The following is a 20,297-nucleotide window of genomic DNA, read 5'->3' on the forward strand; positions in this document are numbered from 1 at the left end:
GCGGCCGGTGAGTAGCGTCGGCGGCATGACCGTGGTCCTGGTCCCGCACCCGCGCGGTGCCGACGCCCTCGCCGACCTGCCAAACCTCCGCCCGCTGGTCTACGACCCGGCGAAGCCGCTCCCCGCGGGCGCCGAGGAGGCCGAGGTCCTCGTCCCGCCCTTCCTCGCGACCGGCAGGGTCGTGGAGCTCGCCGAGCAGCTGCCGAACCTCAAGCTGGTGCAGCTGCTCACGGCGGGCGCGGAGGCGTGGATCGGGAAGCTGCGCGACGGCGTGCTGCTCTCGGACGGCAAGGGCGCGCACGGCGGCGCGACGGCCGAGTGGGTCGTCGCGGTGCTCCTCGCGGTCTACCGGGAGCTGCCGGGGTTCGTGCAGGCGCAGGAGCGCGGCGAGTGGACCCAGCACATCACCGACGAGCTCGGCGGCAAGCGGGTGCTGATCGTCGGGGCGGGCGACGTCGCGGAGAACCTCGTGCGCCGCCTCGCGCCGTTCGAGGTCACGATCACGCTGGTCGGCCGGCGGAAGCGCGAGGGCGTGCACGGCATCGACGAGGTGCACGACCTGCTGCCGCAGCACGACGTCTGCGTGGTGATCGTCCCGCTGACGGACGAGACCCGCGGCCTGATCGACAAGGACTTCCTGGCCGCGATGCCCGACGGCGCGGTGCTGGTCAACGGCGCGCGCGGGCCCGTCGCCGACACGGACGCGCTGCTCGCGGAGCTCCGCAGCGGGCGCCTCCGCGCGGCCCTCGACGTCACCGACCCGGAGCCGCTGCCGGCCGGCCACCCGCTGTGGGAGGCGCCGGGGCTGCTGCTGACCCCGCACGTGGGCGGCAGCGTCCCCGCCGCGATGAGCCGCGCCTTCCGCGTGATGCGCGAGCAGCTCGGCTACTTCGCACGCGGTGAGGAGCCGCCGAACGTGGTGCGCAACGGCTACTGACTAGTCCTCGGTGCCGACGTCGTTGCTCTGGTCGACGATCGTCTGCCGCTCGGGCGTGACCCAGAGGATCACCCGCTCGGACTTGATCATGTCGGGCGGGTAGTCCTGGTCGTTGTACTTCCGGGACAGCTCGTCGATGTGGGTGCGGGCCTCGTCGCCGGTCGTCGTGTCGGTGACGCGCCCGCGGACCTCGGCGTACCGGTACGGGTTGTCCTCGTCCCGGATGAGCACGGTGATCCGGGAGTCCCGCCCGACGTTGCGCGCCTTCGCGCGGTGGGTCTCGGTGTTGAGCACGAGCCTGCCGTCCTTGATCCCGCACCAGATCATGTGGTTCTGGATCAGCCCGCTCGGGAAGACGGTCGCCACCGCGGCGAAGTTGGCCCCCTCGGCCAGCTTGCGCGTGTCGTGGTGCAGCTCGGGTCCGTCGAGAGTGTCGGCCATGGTCGTCGGGGTGCCCCCGCGCCACCGGGCGAAACCTGGTGAACACGCTGGTCGGCGACGCCTACGGCGGGCCGGGCGCGGATACCCTCGGCGCCATGACCGACCCCACCAGGCAGTTCGACATCGGCACGCTCGGCGGGACCCGGCCCCCGGAGCCGGAGACGGACCGGCGGCCGGTCGCGTGGAGCGGCGGGGCCGACATCGGCATGCTGCTGCTGCGCCTCGGCGTCGGCGGGATATTCGTGGCCCACGGCCTGCAGAAGGTCTTCTCGATGTGGGGCGGCCGGGGGATCGGCGAGACGACCACGATCCTGGCCGGCCTCGGCTTCCGGCAGGCCTCGACGCTGGCGTGGGCGCTCGGCTTCGGCGAGCTGATCCTCGGCGCGCTGCTGGTGCTCGGGCTGTTCACGCCGCTCGCGGCGGCGGGCCTGCTCGCCGTCAAGATCTGCGCGGTCGTGGTCAAGTGGGGCAGCCCGTTCTTCGTCGCGGTCTCCCCGAACGCCCTGGAGCTCGACGTCGCGCTCGGCGCCGGAGTCGCCGCGCTGCTGTTCGTCGGGGCCGGGCGGATCTCGCTGGACAGCGGCCGGACCTGGCAGCGCCGGCCGGTGCCGTGGTCGATCCTCTTCCTGGTCGTCGGGGTCGCCGTCGCGGCGGGCGTGCTGTTCGGCCTGCGGTGACGGACTGGCTCACCGCGGTCGCCCGACGGCTGGGCGGCACCCCCGAGGTCGTCGGCCGGAGCCCGCTGGCCGGGGGGTACGTCGCGGAGGGCGTCGAGCGCGTGGACCTGCGGGTCGGCGACCGGCCGCTGTCGGTCGTGGTCAAGCCCGCCGATCCCGTCGAGGTCGCCGCGATGCGCGCGGTCGCCGTGGTCGAGGGCGTCGTCGCGCCGCGGATGCTTCACCCCGATCCGCTCGTGCTGACCTGGGTCGACGGCGAACCTGCGGCCGAGGGGGACCCGGTGCCCGCGGAAGTGTGGCGGACCCTCGCCCGGGTGCACCGGCACTGGTTCCGCAAGCGGGCGCGCGGCATCCCGGTGGTCGACGCCGCGTGGTGGGCCGCGCTCTGCGAGCGGACCCTCGTGGCGGTGCGCGGCGCGGCCCGGCGCACCGGCGAGGCGGAGTACGAGCGGGCGGCGGGGCTGGTGGCGGAGTGGGCGACGGACCCGCGGATCCGTGCCGCGCTCACCCTCCTGCCCCGGACGCTCTGCCACGGCGACCCGCACCGCGGCAACCTGCTCGGGACCGCGTTGATCGACTGGGGCAACGCCCGGATGGCCCCGGCGGGCCTGGACCTCGCCGTCCTCGAGGCCCAGGGCACCTCGGACGACGCGGCCTACCACGCCGAGGCACCCGCCCTGTCCGGCCCGCTCGCCGCCGTCGAGCGGGAGTGGGCGCGGGCCCACGTGCACGTGCAGTACCTGGGCTTCGCCGCCGACCACCTCGGCGCCGCCCGGGTCGTCGAGATGATCGAGACGGCCGCCGAGTCCCTCTCGCGCCTCGGCCCCGCCCTCACCGAGTGCACGAACGGCCCCGTCGTGCAGCCCTAGCGCAGGAGAGTGCCGTTCGTGCGGGTCAGACCCCGTGAGTGGCAATAGTCGCTATAGCGACTATTGCCACTCACAGGGGTCAGCGGCCGACGGTGCGCTGCAGGTGCTCGGGGTAGCGATCGCCCGCGACACCGGCGCCGACGGCGTCGAGCTCGGTGATCTCCTCGGGCGTGAGGTCCAGGGTCGCCGCCTCGACGTTCTGCTCCAGGTAGGTGCGGCGCTTGGTGCCCGGGATCGGCACGACGTGCTCGCCCTTCGCCTGCACCCAGGCCAGCGCGAGCTGCCCGGCCGTGACGCCGCGCTTCTCCGCCAGCGCCTTCACGGTGTCGACGATCGCGAGGTTGGCGGACAGGTTCTCGGCGGAGAACCGCGGCAGCCCGCTGCGCATGTCCTTCTCGCCGAGCTGGGCCGCGGAGGTGATCGAGCCGGTCAGGAAGCCGCGGCCGAGCGGGGAGAAGGGCACGATGCCGATGCCCAGCTCCGCGCAGGTGGGCGCGATCTCCGCCTCGATGTCGCGGGTCCACAGCGACCACTCGCTCTGCAACGCGGTGACCGGGTGCACGGCGTGCGCGGCCCGGATCGTCGCCGCGCCCGCCTCCGAGATGCCGGCGTACCGGATCTTGCCCGCCGCGACGAGCTCGGCGAGCGCGCCCCACGTCTCCTCGATCGGCGTGTCCGGGTCGACGCGGTGCTGGTAGTAGAGGTCGATGTGGTCCACGCCGAGGCGGGCCAACGACTCGTCGCAGCACTGCTTGACGAAGGCGACGTCCCCGCGGGCGGCCTGGCCGCCGTCGGCGTCCCGGACGATCCCGAACTTGGTGGCGAGCACGACCTCGTCCCGGCGCCCGGCGATCGCCCGGCCGACGAGCTCCTCGTTGGCCCCGGCGCCGTAGACGTTCGCCGTGTCGAGCAGCGTGACGCCCAGGTCGAGCGCCCGGTGGATCGTCGCGATCGACTCGGTCTCGTCCCCGGTGCCGTAGCTCTGGGACATGCCCATGCAGCCCAGCCCCTGGGCCGAGACGGTGAGGGCGCCGAGGGTCCGCGTTGGAAGCGTCATGGCCCCAACCTACGCCAGCATTATGGAACCATAATGCGCGAATTCCCCCCGCTCCGAGCGCATTATGGTTCCATAACGCGCTCAGGGGCGGTCGGAATGCGCATTATGGTTCCACAATGCGAACGGGAGAGGGTTACGGGACGTGCCGGACGGCACCCGTGTCGGCGCTGGTGGCCATGGCGGCGTAGGCGCGGAGGGCCTTCGAGACCACCCGGTCGCGGTCCTTCGGGGTCCACGGCCGCTCGCTCGCGTCCATCTTGGCGCGGCGCTCGGCGAGCACCTCGTCGTCGACCAGGACCTGCAGCGTCCGCTCGCGGACGTCGATGAGGATCCGGTCGCCGTCCTCGACCAGACCGATCGCGCCGCCGGCCGCGGCCTCGGGCGCGACGTGCCCGACCGAGATGCCGCTGGAGCCGCCGGAGAACCGCCCGTCCGTGACCAGCGCGCACTTCGCGCCCAGGCCCGCGCCCTTGAGGAACGCGGTCGGGTGCAGCATCTCCTGCATGCCCGGCCCGCCGGCGGGGCCCTCGTAGCGGACGACCAGGACGTCGCCCGGCTGGATCTGCTTGGTGAGGATGACCGACACGGCCTCCTCCTGGCTCTCGACGACCCGCGCCGGGCCCTCGAACCGCCAGATGTCCTCGGGGATCCCGGCGGTCTTGATCACCGCGCCGCGCTCCGAGAGGTTTCCGCGCAGCACGGCCAGCCCGCCGTCCGCGGTGTAGGCGTGCGCCTTGTCGCGGATGCAGCCGCCGGCCGCGTCCGTGTCCAGCGACGACCAGCGGTTCTCCGTGGAGAACGCCTCGGTGGTCCGGACCCCGCCGGGCGCGGCGTGGTACAGCTCGACCGCGGTCTCCGAGGGCGACTCCGCGCGGATGTCCCACTCGGACAGCCACCGCGCCAGCGAGGGGGAGTGGACGGAGTGCACGCCCTCGTTGAGCAGCCCGGCCCGCCACAGCTCGCCCAGGATGGCGGGGATGCCGCCGGCCCGGTGGACGTCCTCCATGTGGTAGTCCGAGTTCGGCGAGACCTTGGCCAGGCAGGGCACCCGGCGGGAGATCGCGTCGATGTCGGCGAGCGAGAAGTCGATCTCGCCCTCCTGCGCCGCCGCGAGGATGTGCAGCACCGTGTTGGTGGAGCCGCCCATCGCGACGTCGAGCGCCATGGCGTTCTCGAACGCCTCGCGGGTGGCGATGTTGCGCGGGAGCGCGGAGGAGTCGTCCTGCTCGTACCAACGCTTCGCCAGGGCCATCACGGTTCGGCCGGCCTCGAGGAACAGCTCGCGGCGGGCGGCGTGGGTGGCCAGGGTCGACCCGTTGCCGGGCAGCGAGAGGCCGAGGGCCTCGGTGAGGCAGTTCATGGAGTTCGCGGTGAACATGCCGGAGCAGGAACCGCAGGTCGGACAGGCGGAGCGCTCGACGATGGACAGCCCGTCCTCGTCGACCGCCGACGACGCCGACGCCGAGATCGCCGTGATCAGGTCGGTGGGCGCGTGCGCCACCCCGTCGACGACGACGGCCTTGCCGGCCTCCATCGGCCCGCCGGACACGAACACCGTGGGGATGTTCAGCCGCATGGCGGCGTTGAGCATGCCCGGGGTGATCTTGTCGCAGTTCGAGATGCAGACGAGCGCGTCGGCCGCGTGCCCGTTGACCATGTACTCGACGGCGTCGGAGATGATCTCGCGGGAGGGCAGCGAGTAGAGCATGCCGCCGTGCCCCATCGCGATGCCGTCGTCGACCGCGATGGTGTTGAACTCGCGCGGCACGCCCCCGGCCTCGCGGATGGCCGAGGCGACGAGGTCGCCGAGGTCCTTGAGGTGCACGTGCCCCGGCACGAACTGGGTGTAGGAGTTGGCGATCGCGACGATCGGCTTGCCGAAGTCGTCGTCGCCCATGCCGGTGGCGCGCCACAGGGAGCGGGCACCGGCGGCGTTGCGGCCGTGCGTGGTGACTCTCGAACGGAGGGCCGGCATCGGGGTCAGGTCCTTTCGGGGGTCGACGGGGGCTCCGGCGTCGGAGCCCCCGCCTGTGCCGGATCGGGCAGCCTGCCGCCGGAGACGGCGGCCAGTACGGGGAGGTCGCGGACGTGGACGGTCGGCAGCGGTAGCTCGGTCCCGTCCGTCAGCACCGCGCTGACCCGGGATTTCTTGCCCAGTCGCAGCGAGCTGATCTCCGTCCACGGTACGCGCCGCGACGAGAACGGACGACGAGCGGTGACGGACTCGGCGTCGACGACCGTGCGCACCCGCACGATCCAGTACGAGAACGCGAGCGGCAGCACGTAGACCAGCCACAGCCAGGGCGCCCCGAACGCGAACGGGATCGCGGCCACCAGGAAGAAGGCGGCGCCGGCGAGCGCGAGCGGCGAGCGACGGAAGGACAGCCGCGTCGGGACCGCCCGCGGGGGCAGCCTGTCGGTCGAGGCGACGTGCCCCTCCGCGATGCCGGGTCTGCTGGTGTGCTCTGCGCTCACGTCCCCCATGGTCGCACCTCGCACCGACACTCCACGCGCCGTCCCGAAGCCGCTGCCGGTGCCGGTCCTGCTGTCGGTCCCACGATCCGGGACCCCGCGTCCCAGCCGGTTGACGCCCTCTCCCGCGCGCGTGTTAACGTCGTCGCCATGTCCGCCCTCCGAATTCTCGTACTTCCCAGGCGCGTCCACGCCTGAGTAGCTCCCGAGTACTCGGACCACGACGCGCCACCCTCGTCACGCCTGGCCCAGGCGGCGGGGGTTTTTTCATGTCCAGGGCGCACCCGACACCACCGAGATCATCGGCACCGACAGCAGCGAGGCAGCGCAGATGACCACCGCCACGCCCCGTCCCGGCACCCCGGGACCCAAACCGGCACCGCCGCCGGGACGCGCAGGAGTGCCCGCGGGCCGCCAGAACGGCGCCCCCGGCCAGCGTCCCGACGTCGTGCCCGGGCCGCGATCCGGCCCGGAGCAGGTGACCGGAGCCCAGTCCCTCGTGCGTTCGCTCGAGTCGATCGGGTGCGACACGGTCTTCGGCATCCCCGGCGGGGCGATCCTGCCGGCCTACGACCCGCTGCTCGACTCGACGAGCGTGCGGCACGTCCTCGTCCGGCACGAGCAGGGCGCGGGACACGCGGCCACCGGGTACGCGCAGGCCACCGGCAAGGTCGGGGTCTGCATGGCGACGTCGGGCCCCGGTGCGACCAACCTGATCACCCCGCTCGCCGACGCGCACATGGACTCCGTCCCCGTCGTGGCCATCACGGGCCAGGTGGCCCGGCCGCTGATCGGTACGGACGCGTTCCAGGAGGCCGACATCACCGGCATCACCATGCCGGTGACCAAGCACAACATGCTGGTGACCGACGCCGCGGAGATCCCGCGGGCGATCGCCGAGGCGTTCCACCTGGCCGCCACGGGCCGACCCGGCCCGGTGCTGGTGGACATCTCCAAGGACGCGCTGCAGGCCCGGACGACCTTCTCGTGGCCGCCGGAGCTCAAGCTGCCGGGCTACCGGCCGACCACCCGGCCGCACGGCAAGCAGATCCGGGAGGCGGCCCGGCTCATCGCGGCCGCCCGCAAGCCGGTGCTCTACGTCGGCGGCGGCGTGCTCAAGGCCGAGGCCTCGGCCGAGCTGCGCGAGCTCGCCGAGCTGACGAACATCCCGGTCGTCACCACGCTGATGGCGCGCGGGGCGTTCCCGGACAGCCACCCGCAGCACGTCGGCATGCCCGGCATGCACGGCACGGTCTCGGCGGTCGGCGCGATGCAGAAGTCGGACCTGCTCGTCGCCCTCGGCGCCCGGTTCGACGACCGGGTCACCGGCCAGCTGGCGAGCTTCGCCCCCGACGCGAAGATCGTCCACGCGGACATCGACCCGGCCGAGATCAGCAAGAACCGGCGGGCGGACGTCCCGATCGTCGGCGACTGCAAGGAGATCCTCACCGAGCTGATCGAGGCCGTGCGGGCCGAGCGCGAGAACCACGTGGCCGACCTGTCGGCCTGGTGGGGGCAGCTCGACCACTGGCGCACCACCTTCCCGCTCGGCTACGACTGGCCGGACGACGGCTCGCTGTCGCCGCAGTACGTCATCGAGCGGATCGGCGCGATCGCCGGCCCGGAGGCGCTGTACGCCGCGGGCGTCGGCCAGCACCAGATGTGGGCGGCGCAGTTCGTCAAGTACGAGAACCCGCGCACCTGGCTCAACTCCGGCGGCCTCGGGACCATGGGCTACGCGGTCCCCGCGGCCATGGGCGCCAAGACCGGCGCGCCGGACAAGGTCGTGTGGGCCATCGACGGCGACGGCTGCTTCCAGATGACCAACCAGGAGCTCGCCACCTGTGCGATCGAGGGCATCCCGATCAAGGTCGCCGTGATCAACAACGGCAACCTCGGCATGGTCCGGCAGTGGCAGACGCTCTTCTACTCGGAGCGCTACTCCAACACCGACCTCGGCACGCACAAGCACCGCATCCCCGACTTCACGCTCCTCGCCGAGGCGATGGGCTGCGTCGGGCTGCGCGCCGAGTCGAAGGACGACGTCGACCGGGTCATCCGGCAGGCGATGGAGATCAACGACCAGCCCGTCGTCATCGACTTCACGGTCGGTGCGGACGCGCAGGTCTGGCCGATGGTCGCAGCCGGCACCGGCAACGACGAGGTCATGGCGGCCCGCAACATCCGCCCGCTGTTCGAGGGCGACGAGCTGTCCGCCGGCGTCGACGAGGTCAGCGAGGTCACCGAGCGGGCTCTGGAGGACGGGGCGTCCGATGACTGAGACCCACACGCTGTCGGTCCTCGTCGAGGACAAGCCCGGTGTCCTGGCCCGGGTGTCGGGCCTGTTCTCGCGCCGCGGCTTCAACATCATCTCGCTCGCGGTGGGGCAGACCGAGACACCGGGGATCTCGCGGATGACGATCGTCGTCTCCGTCGAGGACTTCCCCCTCGAGCAGGTCACCAAGCAGCTGAACAAGCTGATCAACGTGATCAAGATCGTCGAGCTGGAGCCCACCGCCTCGGTGCAGCGTGAGCTCCTGCTCGTCAAGGTGCGCGCCGACGCGAGCGTGCGCAGCCAGGTCCTGGAGACCGTGCAGCTGTTCCGGGCGAAGGTGGTCGACGTGGCCCCCGAGGCCCTGACCGTCGAGGCCACCGGCACGATGGACAAGCTGAACGCGCTGCTCCGGATGCTGGAGCCCTACGGGATCCGCGAGATGGTGCAGTCCGGGATGGTGGCCGTCGGCCGCGGACCCCGGTCCATCACCGCGACTTCCGCCCGCTGAGGACCTGCTTGTCAGGGTCCGAGCGTCGATACCGATACTTGCGCAAGACCCCTTCGGAGAGGATTCACCACCCGTCATGAGTGTCAACATCTACTACGACGACGACGCCGACCTGTCGATCATCCAGGGCCGCAAGGTCGCCGTGATCGGCTACGGCTCCCAGGGGCACGCGCACGCGCTGTCGCTGCGTGACTCCGGCGTCGAGGTGAAGATCGGCCTCCCGGAGGGCTCGAAGAGCCGGCAGAAGGCGCAGGACGAGGGTCTGGAGGTGCTCACCCCGGCCGAGGCGTCCGCGTGGGCCGACCTGATCATGATCCTGGCGCCGGACACGAAGCAGCGCTTCATCTACGCCGACGACATCGCGCCGAACCTGAAGAGCGGCGACGTGCTGGCCTTCGGCCACGGCTTCAACATCCGCTACGACCTGATCAAGGCCCCGGCGGACGTCGACGTCGTCATGATCGCGCCCAAGGGCCCCGGCCACCTGGTCCGCCGCCAGTACGTCGACGGCAAGGGTGTTCCGGCCCTGATCGCCGTCGAGCAGGACGCCTCCGGCAACGCCAAGGCCATCGCGCTCTCCTACGCGGCCGGGATCGGCGGCGCCCGCGCGGGCGTCATCGAGACCACCTTCAAGGAGGAGACCGAGACCGACCTGTTCGGCGAGCAGGCGGTGCTCTGCGGCGGCGCGGCCGCGCTGGTGCAGACCGGTTTCGAGGTGCTCACCGAGGCGGGCTACGCCCCGGAGATCGCCTACTTCGAGTGCCTGCACGAGCTCAAGCTGATCGTCGACCTCATGTACGAGGGCGGCATCGCCAACGAGCGCTTCTCCATCTCCGACACCGCCGAGTACGGCGACCTCACCCGCGGCCCGCGCGTGGTCAACGCCGCGACCAAGGAGGAGATGAAGAAGATCCTGGGCGAGATCCAGGACGGCAGCTTCGCCCGCGAGTGGGTGGCCGAGGACGAGAACGGCCGCCCGAACTTCACCCGCCTGCAGAAGGAGGGTGCCGAGCACCCGATCGAGCAGGTCGGCGAGAAGCTCCGCGGCCTCATGAGCTGGGTGGGCGAGAAGGCCAAGTGACCCCGTGAGCGGCAACTGCCCCTAGAGGGGCACCTGCCGCTCACTACCCCACCTGACCTGCGGTTCCGGCGGCGTCCTCGCGTGAGCGGGGGCGCCGCCGTCGTGTGTCGGCGCTCGCTCGCGGAAGAGGACGGGCCCCGGCGGCGTTGACACGTGGGTCTGTGCCCGCCGGACGAGAGGTGCCCGCCGTGTCCCTGCCCCTGCCGCTGTCGATCCTCGACCTCGCCACCGTCTCCGAGGGCGAGTCCGTCCGGGAGGGCCTGGACGCGAGCACCAGGCTGGCGCAGCGCGCGGAGCAGTGGGGCTTCCGGCGCATCTGGTACGCCGAGCACCACAACATGCGCTCGATCGCCTCGTCGGCGACCAGCGTGCTCATCGCCCACGTCGCCGCGCACACCGAGCGGATCACCCTCGGCGCCGGCGGCGTGATGCTGCCCAACCACTCGCCGCTGCAGGTCGCCGAGCAGTTCGGCACCCTCGCCGAGCTCCACCCCGGTCGCATCGAGCTGGGCCTGGGCCGCGCGCCCGGCACCGACCAGGAGACCTTCCGCGCCCTGCGCCGGGACCCGACGGCGTCGGAGCGCTTCCCGCAGGACGTCCAGGAGCTGCAGGCCTTCCTCGGCGACACCAGCCTGGTCCCGAACGTGAACGCCTACCCGGGCCGCGGCACCGGCGTCCCGCTGTCGATCCTCGGCTCTTCCCTCTACGGCGCGCAGGTCGCCGCGCTGCTCGGGCTGCCCTACGTGTTCGCCTCGCACTTCGCGCCCGAGGCGCTTCAGCAGGCGGTCGCGCTCTACCGGCAGGAGTTCCGCCCGTCGGCGCAGCTCGCCGAGCCGCACGTGATGGCCGGCGTGAACGTCATCGCCGCGGACTCGACGGAGGAGGCGGAGACCCTGCGCCGGGCCGTGCAGCGCCAGCGCGTGCGGCTCTTCTACAGCCGCGGCGGCCGGAAGCTCACCGACGAGGAGGCCGAGGCCGTGCTCGACACCCACGCGGGCGAGCAGATCCGGTCGATGACCCGCTACACCGCCGTCGGCACGCCGGACGTCGTCGCGAAGTACCTCGAGGACTTCGCCGCCACGGCGGACGCCGACGAGCTCATCGTGGCCGGCCCCGCCGCCGACCGCGAGAGCTGGTGGCGCAGCTGGGAGCTGCTCGCCGACAAGGTCCAGGGCGCCTGAGCCGTGTCCGGTTCGGCACTTTTCACCGGCTCGTGACCCGGAAGTGGTATCAGCGGACCTACGCCGGGGGTCGTCCTGTCGGACCGTCCACCTAGAATCGACGTCGGTCCGAGTCCTGCCCGCCCCTTGATCCGTGGAGCATCGCGTCGCCGTGAGTACCGCAGCCGCCACCCGTCCCGTCGTCCTGCTCGCGGAGAAGCTCGCGCCCTCCGCGGTCGAGATGCTGGGAACGGACGTCGAGATCCGTCATGTCGACGGCACGGACCGCCCCGCCCTGCTCGAGGCGATCGCCGACGCCGACGCCCTGCTCGTCCGCTCCGCCACCAAGGTGGACGCGGAGGCGCTGGCCGCGTCGACCCGGCTGAAGGTCGTCGCGCGCGCCGGGGTCGGCCTGGACAACGTCGACGTGCCCGCCGCCACCGCGCGCGGCGTCATGGTCGTCAACGCGCCGACCTCCAACATCGTCTCCGCCGCCGAGCACGCCATCGCGCTGCTGCTCGCCACCGCGCGGCACATCCCGCCGGCCGACGCCAGTCTGCGCCAGGGCCAGTGGAAGCGCAGCCAGTTCGGCGGCGTCGAGCTGCAGGGCAAGACCGTCGGCGTGGTCGGCCTCGGCAAGATCGGCCAGCTCGTGGCGCAGCGCCTCGCGGCGTTCGACGTCCGGCTCGTCGCCTACGACCCGTACGTCGCCCCGGCGCGCGCCGCCCAGCTGGGCATCGAGCTGCTGTCGCTCGAGGACGTGCTGCGCGTGTCGGACTTCATCACGATCCACCTGCCGAAGACCCCCGAGACCCTGGGCCTGATCGGCAAGGACCAGCTCGCGCTGACCAAGCCGGGCGTCATCATCGTCAACGCCGCGCGCGGCGGCCTGATCGACGAGGACGCGCTGGCCGAGGCGGTCCGCTCCGGGCAGGTCGGCGGCGCGGGGATCGACGTCTACGTCTCCGAGCCCACCACGTCCAGCCCGCTGTTCGAGCTGGAGAACATCACCGTCACCCCGCACCTCGGGGCGTCGACGGCCGAGGCGCAGGACCGCGCGGGCACGGACGTCGCGAAGTCGGTGCAGCTCGCCCTGGCCGGCGAGTTCGTACCCGACGCCGTGAACGTGCAGATCAACGGGGCGGTCGGCGAGGAGGTCCGGCCCTGGCTGCCGCTGGTGCAGAAGCTGGGCACCGTGCTCTACGCCGTCGCCGGTCGGCTGCCCACCTCGGTCACGGTCGACGTCGCCGGCGAGCTCGCCTCCGAGGACGTCTCGGTGCTCTCGCTGGCCGCCCTGCGTGGCGTGTTCACCCACGTCGTCGAGGACCAGGTCACGTTCGTCAACGTCCCGGCGCTGGCCGCGGACCGCGGCGTCTCGGTCGAGCTGACCACGGCCCCGGAGAGCGAGAACCACCGCTCGGTCGTGCAGCTGCGCGCCGCGATGCCCGACGGCGAGGCCATCACCGTCTCCGGCACGCTCACCGGCCGCGCCCAGGTCGAGAAGCTGGTCGAGGTCAACGGCCGGCACTTCGACCTGCGCGCCGAGGGCGAGGTCCTGCTCCTCGAGTACGCCGACCGCCCGGGCGTGATGGGCCGCGTCGGCTCGCTGCTCGGCGAGGCCGCGGTCAACATCGAGGCCGCGCAGATCAGCCAGACCACCGACGGGACGGACGCGATCATGCTGCTCCGCGTCGACCGCGCGGTCGACCCGGGCGTGCTCGAGCCGATCGGCGCCTCGGTCGGTGCCCGCACCACGCGCCTGATCAGCTTCGAGGACTGACCCACACCTGAACGGACGGCACTCTCGCTCACGAGGAACGAGCGAGAGTGCCGTTCGTGTATGCGGACCCGCTCACTCCTCGTGAGAGGGTCCGCCGTTCCTGCGTCCGGGGACCGTCAAGCGGGCCGCTCTTGATCACACCCGCCCGTGTACGAAGCGCTCACCCGATGCGGTGCGCACCTGTCGGATCCGCGATCACCCAGCGTCGGCAGATCTAGGTTCTGCTCCGCCGCACCGCGTCCGCCGGTCGGTGGGAGGGGTGGTCGGTGCACGGCGCGCGGTGGCGGAGGGTGACCTGTCTCGGCGTCGCGGGGCTGACGGCCTCGCTGCTCCTGCTCACCGCCGGCCCGGCCGCGGCGCAGGAGAGTGCGCAGGAGAGAGCGCAGGAAGGCACGTCGACCCTGCACACCGTCTTCGTCGAGTTCGACGACACCTCCGCCGTCGCCGACTACACCTCGGCCCTGCCGCGGGGCCGGGACGTCGCCACGCAGGTCGCGGCCGAGACCCGGGCCCGCATCGACTCCAAGGTCGCCGGCCTGCTCGGCGGGCTCGGTGGCACCGAGGGCGAGCGCGAGCTCTACCGCACCATGAACGCGGTCCCGGGCGTCGCGATCCGCGCCGACGCCGACACCGCCGCCCGCCTCGCGACCCGTCCGGGCGTGCGCTCGGTCCGCCGGATCACCGACGCCCGGCCGAGCAACGCCTCCGCCGACCAGCTCGGCCGCGCCCTGCAGACCTGGCAGGACACCGGCCGCCTCGGGCAGGGCGTCCGCATCGGCATCGTCGACACCGGCATCGACCACACCCACGCCGACTTCGGCGGCCCCGGCACCGTCGCCGCCTTCGACGCGGCCCGCGCCGGGCGCGGCACCTTCCCTACGAACAAGGTCGTCGGCGGGATCGACCTGGCCGGCGACGCCTACGACTCCGCGGCCACCGACCCCGTACAGACCGTCCCGAAGCCCGACGACGACCCGCTCGACTGCGAGGGCCACGGCACCCACGTCGCCGGCACCGCGGCGGGCTTCGGCGTGAACGCCGACGGCACCCCTTTCCGCGGCGACTACTCCGGGCTCACCCCGGACGCGCTGAACGCGATGCGGATCGGCCCGGGCGCCGCGCCGCAGGCCGAGCTGTACGCGATCCGCGTGTTCGGCTGCTCGGGCGCGACCGCGCTGACGCCGCTCGCCCTCGACCGGGCCCTCGACCCGGACGGCGACGGCGACTTCTCCGACCGCCTCGACGTGGTCAACCTCTCGCTGGGCTCGGACTTCGCGCCGGCCGACGACCCGGTCAACGACTTCGTGCAGGAGCTGATCGACAACGGGGTCACCGTGGTCGCCGCGGCCGGCAACGGCGGCGACGTCACCGACGCCGCCGGCGCCCCGGCCACCGCCCCCGGAGCGATCGCCGTGGCGAACGTCCGGGACGCCGGAGTGCTGCTCGACGGCGCCGAGGTCGTCGCGCCCGAACCGCGGCGGGTCACCGGCCAGTACAGCGTCGACTTCTCCGGGACGCCCGACGCGACCGGCGACGTGGTCGCGCTGCCCGCCGCGAACGCCGAGGGCTGCGCGCCCTTCTCGGGGGTCGCGGGGAAGATCGTCTGGCTCGAGTGGCCGGAGGGCGACGGCGCCCGCGGCTGCGGCTCCGCGGTCCGCGCCGACCACGCGCAGGCCGCCGGGGCGGCCGGGGTGCTGCTGACGTCGGAGGCCCCGGAACCGGGCGGCGTGGGCATCGCGGGCAACGCGGCCGTCCCGATGTTCCAGCTCGACGGCCCCTCGACGGCGGCGCTGCGCCCGGCCCTGCAGGCCGGCACGCTGCGGGTCCACCTCGACGGGACGCTCGCGCAGACCGCGTCCGTGCAGGTCCCCGGCATCGCGGACACGATCAGTGAGAGCTCGGCCCGCGGCGGGCGCGGCCCGGGCGTGAAGCCGGACGTCGCGGCGCCGGGGGAGTCGATCGTCTCCGCGGCCGTGGGCAGCGGGGCCGGGCGGTCGAGCAAGACCGGCACCTCGATGGCCAGCCCGTTCGTCGCGGGAGTGGCGGCGCTGGTGCGGGAGGCGCACCCGGAGTGGACGCCGGCGGAGGTGAAGGCCGCGATCGTCACCACCGCCGCCGACGTCCGCAGCCCGGCCGGGGACCTGATGGCGCCGATGCGGGTCGGAGCGGGCCGGGTGGACGCGCGCGCCGCGCAGGACCCGTCCGTCCTGGCCGCCGACGCCGAGGAGCCGGGTGCGGTGGGCGTCGGGTTCGGCGTGGTCGAGGTGCCGGCCGGCCGCACCGTCTCGGTGACGAGGACGCTGCACGTCAGCGGCGCCGCCGAGCTGCGGTACGAGCCGATCACCACGATGCCGGGCGTCACGATCTCGGTGGAGCCGGCGCAGGTCGACGGCCCCGCGAACGTCACCGTGCGGCTCACCGCGCAGGCCGACGCCCTCCGGAAGACCCTCGACCCGACCATGGCCGCGACCCAGGGCGGCCGGGCGCGGCAGTTCGTCGCCGACGCGTCGGGCCGGATCGTGCTCACTGCCGGCGGGCGCGAGGTGCGCGTCCCGGTCACCTCCGCGCCCAAGCCCGTCGCGAGCCAGACCGCGACCCTCGACGGCGGCGACGTCGTGCTGGCCGGCACCGCCCTGGACCAGGGGAGCGGCGCGCAGGCCTACCGCTCCCGCGCCGGGGTGTTCCGGCTGCTCGCGACCAGCCCCGAGCTGCCGCGCTGCCGGGCCGGTCTGTCGACCGGCTGCGTCGCCAACGACACCGGCCAGGGCGGCGACGTCCGGTGGGTCGGCGTGGCGCGGGCCGGCGACACGATCGGGATCGCCGTGTCCATGTGGGGCACCCTGCCCGACGTCGGCGCGACCACCGTGCCGACCGTCGGGTTCGACGTCGACGGCGACGGGTCCGTCGACCGCGCCGTCGGGCTGGTGAAGGAGGGCGGGACGGACGTGCTCGTCGCGCAGGTCCTGGACCTGCAGCGACAGACCCCGGAGGGGCCCGCGGAGGTCGACGCGCAACCGGTCAACGGGTTCGAGGGCGACACCGACACGAACGTCTTCGACACCGACACGTGGGTGCTGCCGGTGCGGCTGTCCGCGCTCGGCATCGACCCCGCCGCCGGCTCGGCGCCGCTGCGGATGCAGGTCGTCGTCGAGGGCGACTACGGCCCGACGGACGTGACGAACCCCGGCGCCGAGCCCACCGCGCCGGTCGACGTCGTCGACGTCCCGGAGGCGTGGGACCCGCTCGCCGAGCGGCCGTCCGCGGAGCCGTTGCTGCGGCCCGCCGACGTCGGCACCCGCATCCCCGCCCCGGACGGTGAGCTGCTCGTCGTGCTGCCGCAGAACGCCACCGGCGGGCACGCCGTCCCCCTCGCCGCTCCCGCCCCCGGTCCCGCGCGCGGGTTCGTCACCGCCCCGCTCGCCCCGGCTGCTGCTCCATCCGGGTGACGGGCCGCACAGCGGGCGGGACCCCGCCGTCGGCCGCTCCGAGCCGCAGGCGCACAATCTGACCCGCTCGGGGGTGTGTCGGGCCGGATCGGCGTGCCGGCTGGCACGACTTCACCGCCCCGGGTGACCCCGATGGAGTGGACGGTGGCCGGTCACCGCCGCACCAGCGGGTAGCGTTCGATAGCCGCCCGATCGCACGCCGTGGTGGGGCGTATCGAGAGAGGACATTTCGCAGCATGCGCCTTGCGGTCATTCCCGGCGACGGCATCGGGCCGGAGGTCATCGACGAGGCCCTGAAGGTCTTGACCGAGGTCACCCCGGACGTCCAGACGACCACCTACGACCTCGGTGCGGCCCGGTGGCACTCCACCGGCGAGCTGCTGCCCGAGTCCGTCCTCACCGAGCTGCAGCAGCACGACGCCATCCTCCTCGGCGCGGTCGGCGACCCGTCGGTGCCGAGCGGCATCCTCGAGCGCGGCCTGCTCCTGCGCCTGCGCTTCGAGCTCGACCACCACGTGAACCTGCGCCCGGCGCGGCTCTACCCCGGGGTCCGCGGCCCGCTCGCCGGCAACCCCGAGATCGACATGGTCGTGGTGCGCGAGGGTACCGAGGGCCCGTACGTCGGCACCGGCGGCCTGCTCCGCAAGGACACCCCGCACGAGGTCGCGACCGAGGTCAGCACCAACACCGCGTTCGGCATCGAGCGCGTGGTGCGGGACGCGTTCGCCCGCGCCGAGCGCCGCCCCCGCAAGCACCTGACCCTGGTGCACAAGACCAACGTGCTGACCTTCGCCGGCGCGCTGTGGTCGCGGATCGTGGAGGAGGTGTCGCTGGAGCACCCGGACGTCTCGGTCGCCTACCAGCACGTCGACGCCACCACGATCCACCTGGTCACCGACCCGAGCCGGTTCGACGTGATCGTCACGGACAACCTGTTCGGCGACATCCTCACCGACCTCGCGGCGGCCGTGACCGGCGGCATCGGCCTCGCGGCCAGCGGCAACCTCGACGCCAGCGGCCGCAACCCGAGCATGTTCGAGCCGGTCCACGGCTCGGCGCCGGACATCGCCGGCCAGGGCATCGCCGACCCGACCGCCGCGGTGCTGTCGGTCGCGCTGCTCCTCGACCACGTCGGCCAGCAGGACGCGGCCCGCCGCGTCGAGGCCGCCGTCGCGTTCGACCTCGCGACCCGCGACCACAGCGCGACCGGGCACACCCAGGCGATCGGCGACCGGCTCGCCGCGCTGGTGTCCAGCCGCACCGCGGAGCCGGCCTCCACCGAGGCCTGAGCCACTCCGGCACGACGACGGCCCGGCACCCCACGCGGGGTGCCCGGCCGTCGTGCGTCCGGGTCAGACGACCCGCTGGAGCTCACCGATCAGCATCGTGGCGCCGGCCTGCGCGAAGTTCGCCAAATCGTCGTTGGCGGCCTTGCCCTCCGGGGTCCCCATCGCCTCCTGCATGACCTCGGCCGAGCTGAAGGTGAGGGTCGCGATGAGGTGGTACTGCGGGGCCGAGCCGTCGGGGCCGGGGCCCGGCCGGACGATCGTGAACGACTCCAGGTTCGGCAGCTTCGCCGCGAGCGGGGCGTGCACCTCGTCGTAGTGCTTGTCGAACGCGGCCGCGTCCGCGGGCGGGTTGTACAGGACGGTCAGGGAGATCGACACGAACGGTCCTCCGGGGGTACGGGTCGCGGACACCGGCGTCCACGACGTCGTCCCCCATCTTCGAGGCGACTGCATCAGGACAACAGGGTCTCTCACGATGTGGGAAGCCTGTGTGACATCGCGGGACGCGCCGGGCAGACTGCCAGCGTGCGCCCCACCAGCGTGATCATTATCTGCTAGCGCGTCGGCAGCTCCTCGAGCCGACGCGCAGACCTCTCGCATCCGCGGGGGGTCTTTTTTGTTGCCCGCCCCCGCCCGACCCCCACCACACACGGAGAACCCGGATGTCCCGCACCACGCCCGCCGGCACGCCGCTCGGCGACGCCTTCCACGTCTACGACACCACGCTGCGGGACGGGGCCCAGCGCGAGGGCATCTCCTACTCCGTCGCCGACAAGCTCGCCGTCGCCCGGCACCTCGACGCACTCGGCGTCGGGTTCGTCGAGGGCGGGTGGCCCGGGGCGCTGCCCAAGGACACCGAGTTCTTCGCCCGCGCCGCGGCGGGGGAGCTGCAGCTGCGCCACGCCGTGCTCGTCGCCTTCGGCTCGACGCGCAAGGCGGGGGTGCGGGCCGAGGCGGACCCGCAGGTCCGCGCGCTGCTCGATTCCCAGGCACCCGTCGTGACGCTGGTGGCGAAGTCGGACCGCCGGCACGTCGAGCGCGCGCTGCGCACGGACGTCGCGGAGAACTGCGCGATGGTCGCCGACACCGTGTCCTTCCTGCGCCGCGAGGGCCGCCGGGTGTTCGTCGACGCCGAGCACTTCTTCGACGGCTACCGGTTCGACCCCGACACCTCGCTGCGGGTGCTCGACGCGGCCATGACCGCGGGTGCGGACGTCGCCGTCCTGTGCGACACCAACGGCGGGATGCTGCCGCTCGGGCTCGCCGAGGTGGTGCGCGAGGTCGCCGAGCGCACCGGCTTCCGGCTGGGCATCCACTGCCAGGACGACACCGGCTGCGCGGTCGCCAACTCCGTCGCCGCGGTGCAGGCCGGGGCGACGCACGTGCAGTGCACGGCCAACGGCTACGGCGAGCGGACGGGCAACGCCGACCTGTTCGCCGTCGTCGGGAACCTGGTGACGAAGCTGGACATGCCGGTGCTGCCGGCCGGTGGCCTCGTCGACCTGACCCGGACCTCGCACGCCCTCGCCGAGATCGCCAACCTCGCCCCGGACACGCATCAGCCCTACGTCGGGGCGTCGGCGTTCGCGCACAAGGCGGGGCTGCACGCCAGCGCGATCAAGGTCGACCCGGAGCTGTACAACCACATGGACCCCGCCGAGGTCGGCAACACGCAGCGGGTGCTGGTCACCGAGATGGCCGGGCGCGCGTCCGTGGAGCTCAAGGGCGCGGAGCTGGGGCTGGACATGGCGGGCAGCCCCGAGGCCGTCTCCGCGGTCGTCGGGACGGTGAAGGAGCGCGAGGCCCAGGGCTGGTCGTTCGAGGCCGCCGACGCCTCGCTCGAGCTGCTGATGCGCGGGGCGCTGGGCGAGGAGTCGCCGGTGCCGTTCGCGCTCGAGTCCTACCGCGTGATCATCGAGAAGCGCGCCGGGGCCGACGCGGTCGCCGAGGCCACGGTCAAGCTGCTGGTCGACGGCGAGCGGCGGATCGCCACGCGGGAGGGCAACGGCCCGGTCCACGCCCTCGACGCCGCCCTCCGCGCCGCCCTGGAACCGTCCTGCCCGTGGCTGGCCGACGTCGAGCTGTCGGACTACAAGGTCCGCATCCTCACGCCCGGCGGCTCGGCGGGCACGCACGCGGTCACCCGGGTGCTGGTGGGGACCAGCGACCACCACGGGGAGTGGACGACGGTCGGGGTGCACTCCAACGTCGTCGAGGCCAGCTGGCTGGCGCTGGTCGACGCCCTCGCCTTCGCCGCCCTCCGCACCCGCATGCCCGTGGCGGTCTGACCGGTCTCACACCTCCG

16 protein-coding genes are annotated in these 20,297 nt (G+C 73.1%); 11 read left to right on the plus strand and 5 right to left on the minus strand.

What is annotated here, in order from left to right; all coding sequences use genetic code 11:
* Positions 1-25 precede the first annotated feature (25 nt).
* Positions 26-937: a 2-hydroxyacid dehydrogenase gene (locus PKE99_RS10120; RefSeq protein WP_037044863.1), complete on the plus strand. Its 912-nt coding sequence runs from the start codon at positions 26-28 to the stop codon at positions 935-937.
* On the opposite strand, the gene PKE99_RS10125 is transcribed toward PKE99_RS10120, so the two are convergent.
* Positions 938-1,378 (minus strand): PPOX class F420-dependent oxidoreductase, encoded by a 441-nt coding sequence (locus tag PKE99_RS10125; RefSeq protein WP_037044865.1) that lies wholly within the window; start codon positions 1,376-1,378, stop codon positions 938-940. It abuts the gene before it with no gap.
* Between the two features lie 95 nt (positions 1,379-1,473).
* Between PKE99_RS10125 and PKE99_RS10130 the strand changes: the two genes are divergently transcribed.
* Positions 1,474-2,055, plus strand: a complete 582-nt coding sequence (locus PKE99_RS10130) for a DoxX family protein (protein ID WP_037045111.1) — start codon at positions 1,474-1,476, stop codon at positions 2,053-2,055.
* Entirely contained in the window at positions 2,052-2,924 is an 873-nt protein-coding gene (locus PKE99_RS10135) for an aminoglycoside phosphotransferase family protein (protein WP_037044868.1), read from the plus strand. The genes PKE99_RS10130 and PKE99_RS10135 overlap by 4 nt, the downstream gene beginning before the upstream one ends.
* Positions 2,925-3,003: 79 nt before the next feature.
* Here PKE99_RS10135 and PKE99_RS10140 read toward each other — a convergent pair whose 3' ends face one another.
* From PKE99_RS10140 to PKE99_RS10150, 3 genes are all read right to left on the minus strand, one after another.
* Positions 3,004-3,981, minus strand: coding sequence for an aldo/keto reductase (locus PKE99_RS10140; protein ID WP_037044870.1), 978 nt, complete (start codon positions 3,979-3,981; stop codon positions 3,004-3,006).
* A gap of 133 nt (positions 3,982-4,114) precedes the next feature.
* Positions 4,115-5,956 carry a dihydroxy-acid dehydratase gene (gene ilvD, locus PKE99_RS10145; RefSeq protein WP_037044871.1) on the minus strand — a complete coding sequence of 614 codons (1,842 nt, stop codon included), beginning with the start codon at positions 5,954-5,956 and terminating at the stop codon, positions 4,115-4,117.
* Positions 5,957-5,961: 5 nt separating this feature from the next.
* The gene (locus tag PKE99_RS10150; RefSeq protein ID WP_197040583.1) at positions 5,962-6,456 is read right to left on the minus strand and encodes a PH domain-containing protein; all 495 of its coding nucleotides are present in this window, start codon (positions 6,454-6,456) and stop codon (positions 5,962-5,964) included.
* A gap of 328 nt (positions 6,457-6,784) precedes the next feature.
* Here PKE99_RS10150 and PKE99_RS10155 point away from each other — a divergent pair, with 328 nt between their 5' ends.
* The 7 genes from PKE99_RS10155 to PKE99_RS10185 all read left to right on the plus strand — a co-directional run bounded on the left by PKE99_RS10155 (position 6,785) and on the right by PKE99_RS10185 (position 17,992).
* Positions 6,785-8,734, plus strand: coding sequence for an acetolactate synthase large subunit (locus PKE99_RS10155; RefSeq protein WP_051737301.1), 1,950 nt, complete (start codon positions 6,785-6,787; stop codon positions 8,732-8,734).
* Positions 8,727-9,236: an acetolactate synthase small subunit gene (ilvN, locus tag PKE99_RS10160; RefSeq protein WP_037044872.1), complete on the plus strand. Its 510-nt coding sequence runs from the start codon at positions 8,727-8,729 to the stop codon at positions 9,234-9,236. Before PKE99_RS10155 ends, ilvN begins: the two co-directional genes overlap by 8 nt.
* 76 nt (positions 9,237-9,312) lie before the next feature.
* Positions 9,313-10,317, plus strand: coding sequence for a ketol-acid reductoisomerase (gene ilvC / locus PKE99_RS10165; protein WP_037044875.1), 1,005 nt, complete (start codon positions 9,313-9,315; stop codon positions 10,315-10,317).
* 194 nt (positions 10,318-10,511) lie between these two features.
* On the plus strand, positions 10,512-11,498 hold the full coding sequence (locus tag PKE99_RS10170; RefSeq protein ID WP_037045119.1) for an LLM class flavin-dependent oxidoreductase: 987 nt from the start codon (positions 10,512-10,514) through the stop codon (positions 11,496-11,498).
* 151 nt (positions 11,499-11,649) lie between these two features.
* Positions 11,650-13,257: a phosphoglycerate dehydrogenase gene (gene serA / locus PKE99_RS10175; RefSeq protein ID WP_037045120.1), complete on the plus strand. Its 1,608-nt coding sequence runs from the start codon at positions 11,650-11,652 to the stop codon at positions 13,255-13,257.
* 290 nt (positions 13,258-13,547) lie between these two features.
* Entirely contained in the window at positions 13,548-16,703 is a 3,156-nt protein-coding gene (locus tag PKE99_RS10180) for a S8 family peptidase (RefSeq protein WP_051737303.1), read from the plus strand.
* Between the two features lie 236 nt (positions 16,704-16,939).
* On the plus strand, positions 16,940-17,992 hold the full coding sequence (locus PKE99_RS10185) for a 3-isopropylmalate dehydrogenase (RefSeq protein ID WP_037044877.1): 1,053 nt from the start codon (positions 16,940-16,942) through the stop codon (positions 17,990-17,992).
* A gap of 63 nt (positions 17,993-18,055) precedes the next feature.
* Here PKE99_RS10185 and PKE99_RS10190 read toward each other — a convergent pair whose 3' ends face one another.
* Positions 18,056-18,370, minus strand: coding sequence for an EthD family reductase (locus PKE99_RS10190; protein WP_037044880.1), 315 nt, complete (start codon positions 18,368-18,370; stop codon positions 18,056-18,058).
* Between the two features lie 284 nt (positions 18,371-18,654).
* Between PKE99_RS10190 and cimA the strand changes: the two genes are divergently transcribed.
* Positions 18,655-20,280, plus strand: coding sequence for a citramalate synthase (gene cimA / locus PKE99_RS10195; protein ID WP_037044883.1), 1,626 nt, complete (start codon positions 18,655-18,657; stop codon positions 20,278-20,280).
* Positions 20,281-20,297 lie beyond the last annotated feature (17 nt).

Origin of the sequence: Pseudonocardia halophobica (genome assembly GCF_027922425.1) — a bacterium.
GTDB lineage: Bacteria > Actinomycetota > Actinomycetes > Mycobacteriales > Pseudonocardiaceae > Pseudonocardia > Pseudonocardia halophobica.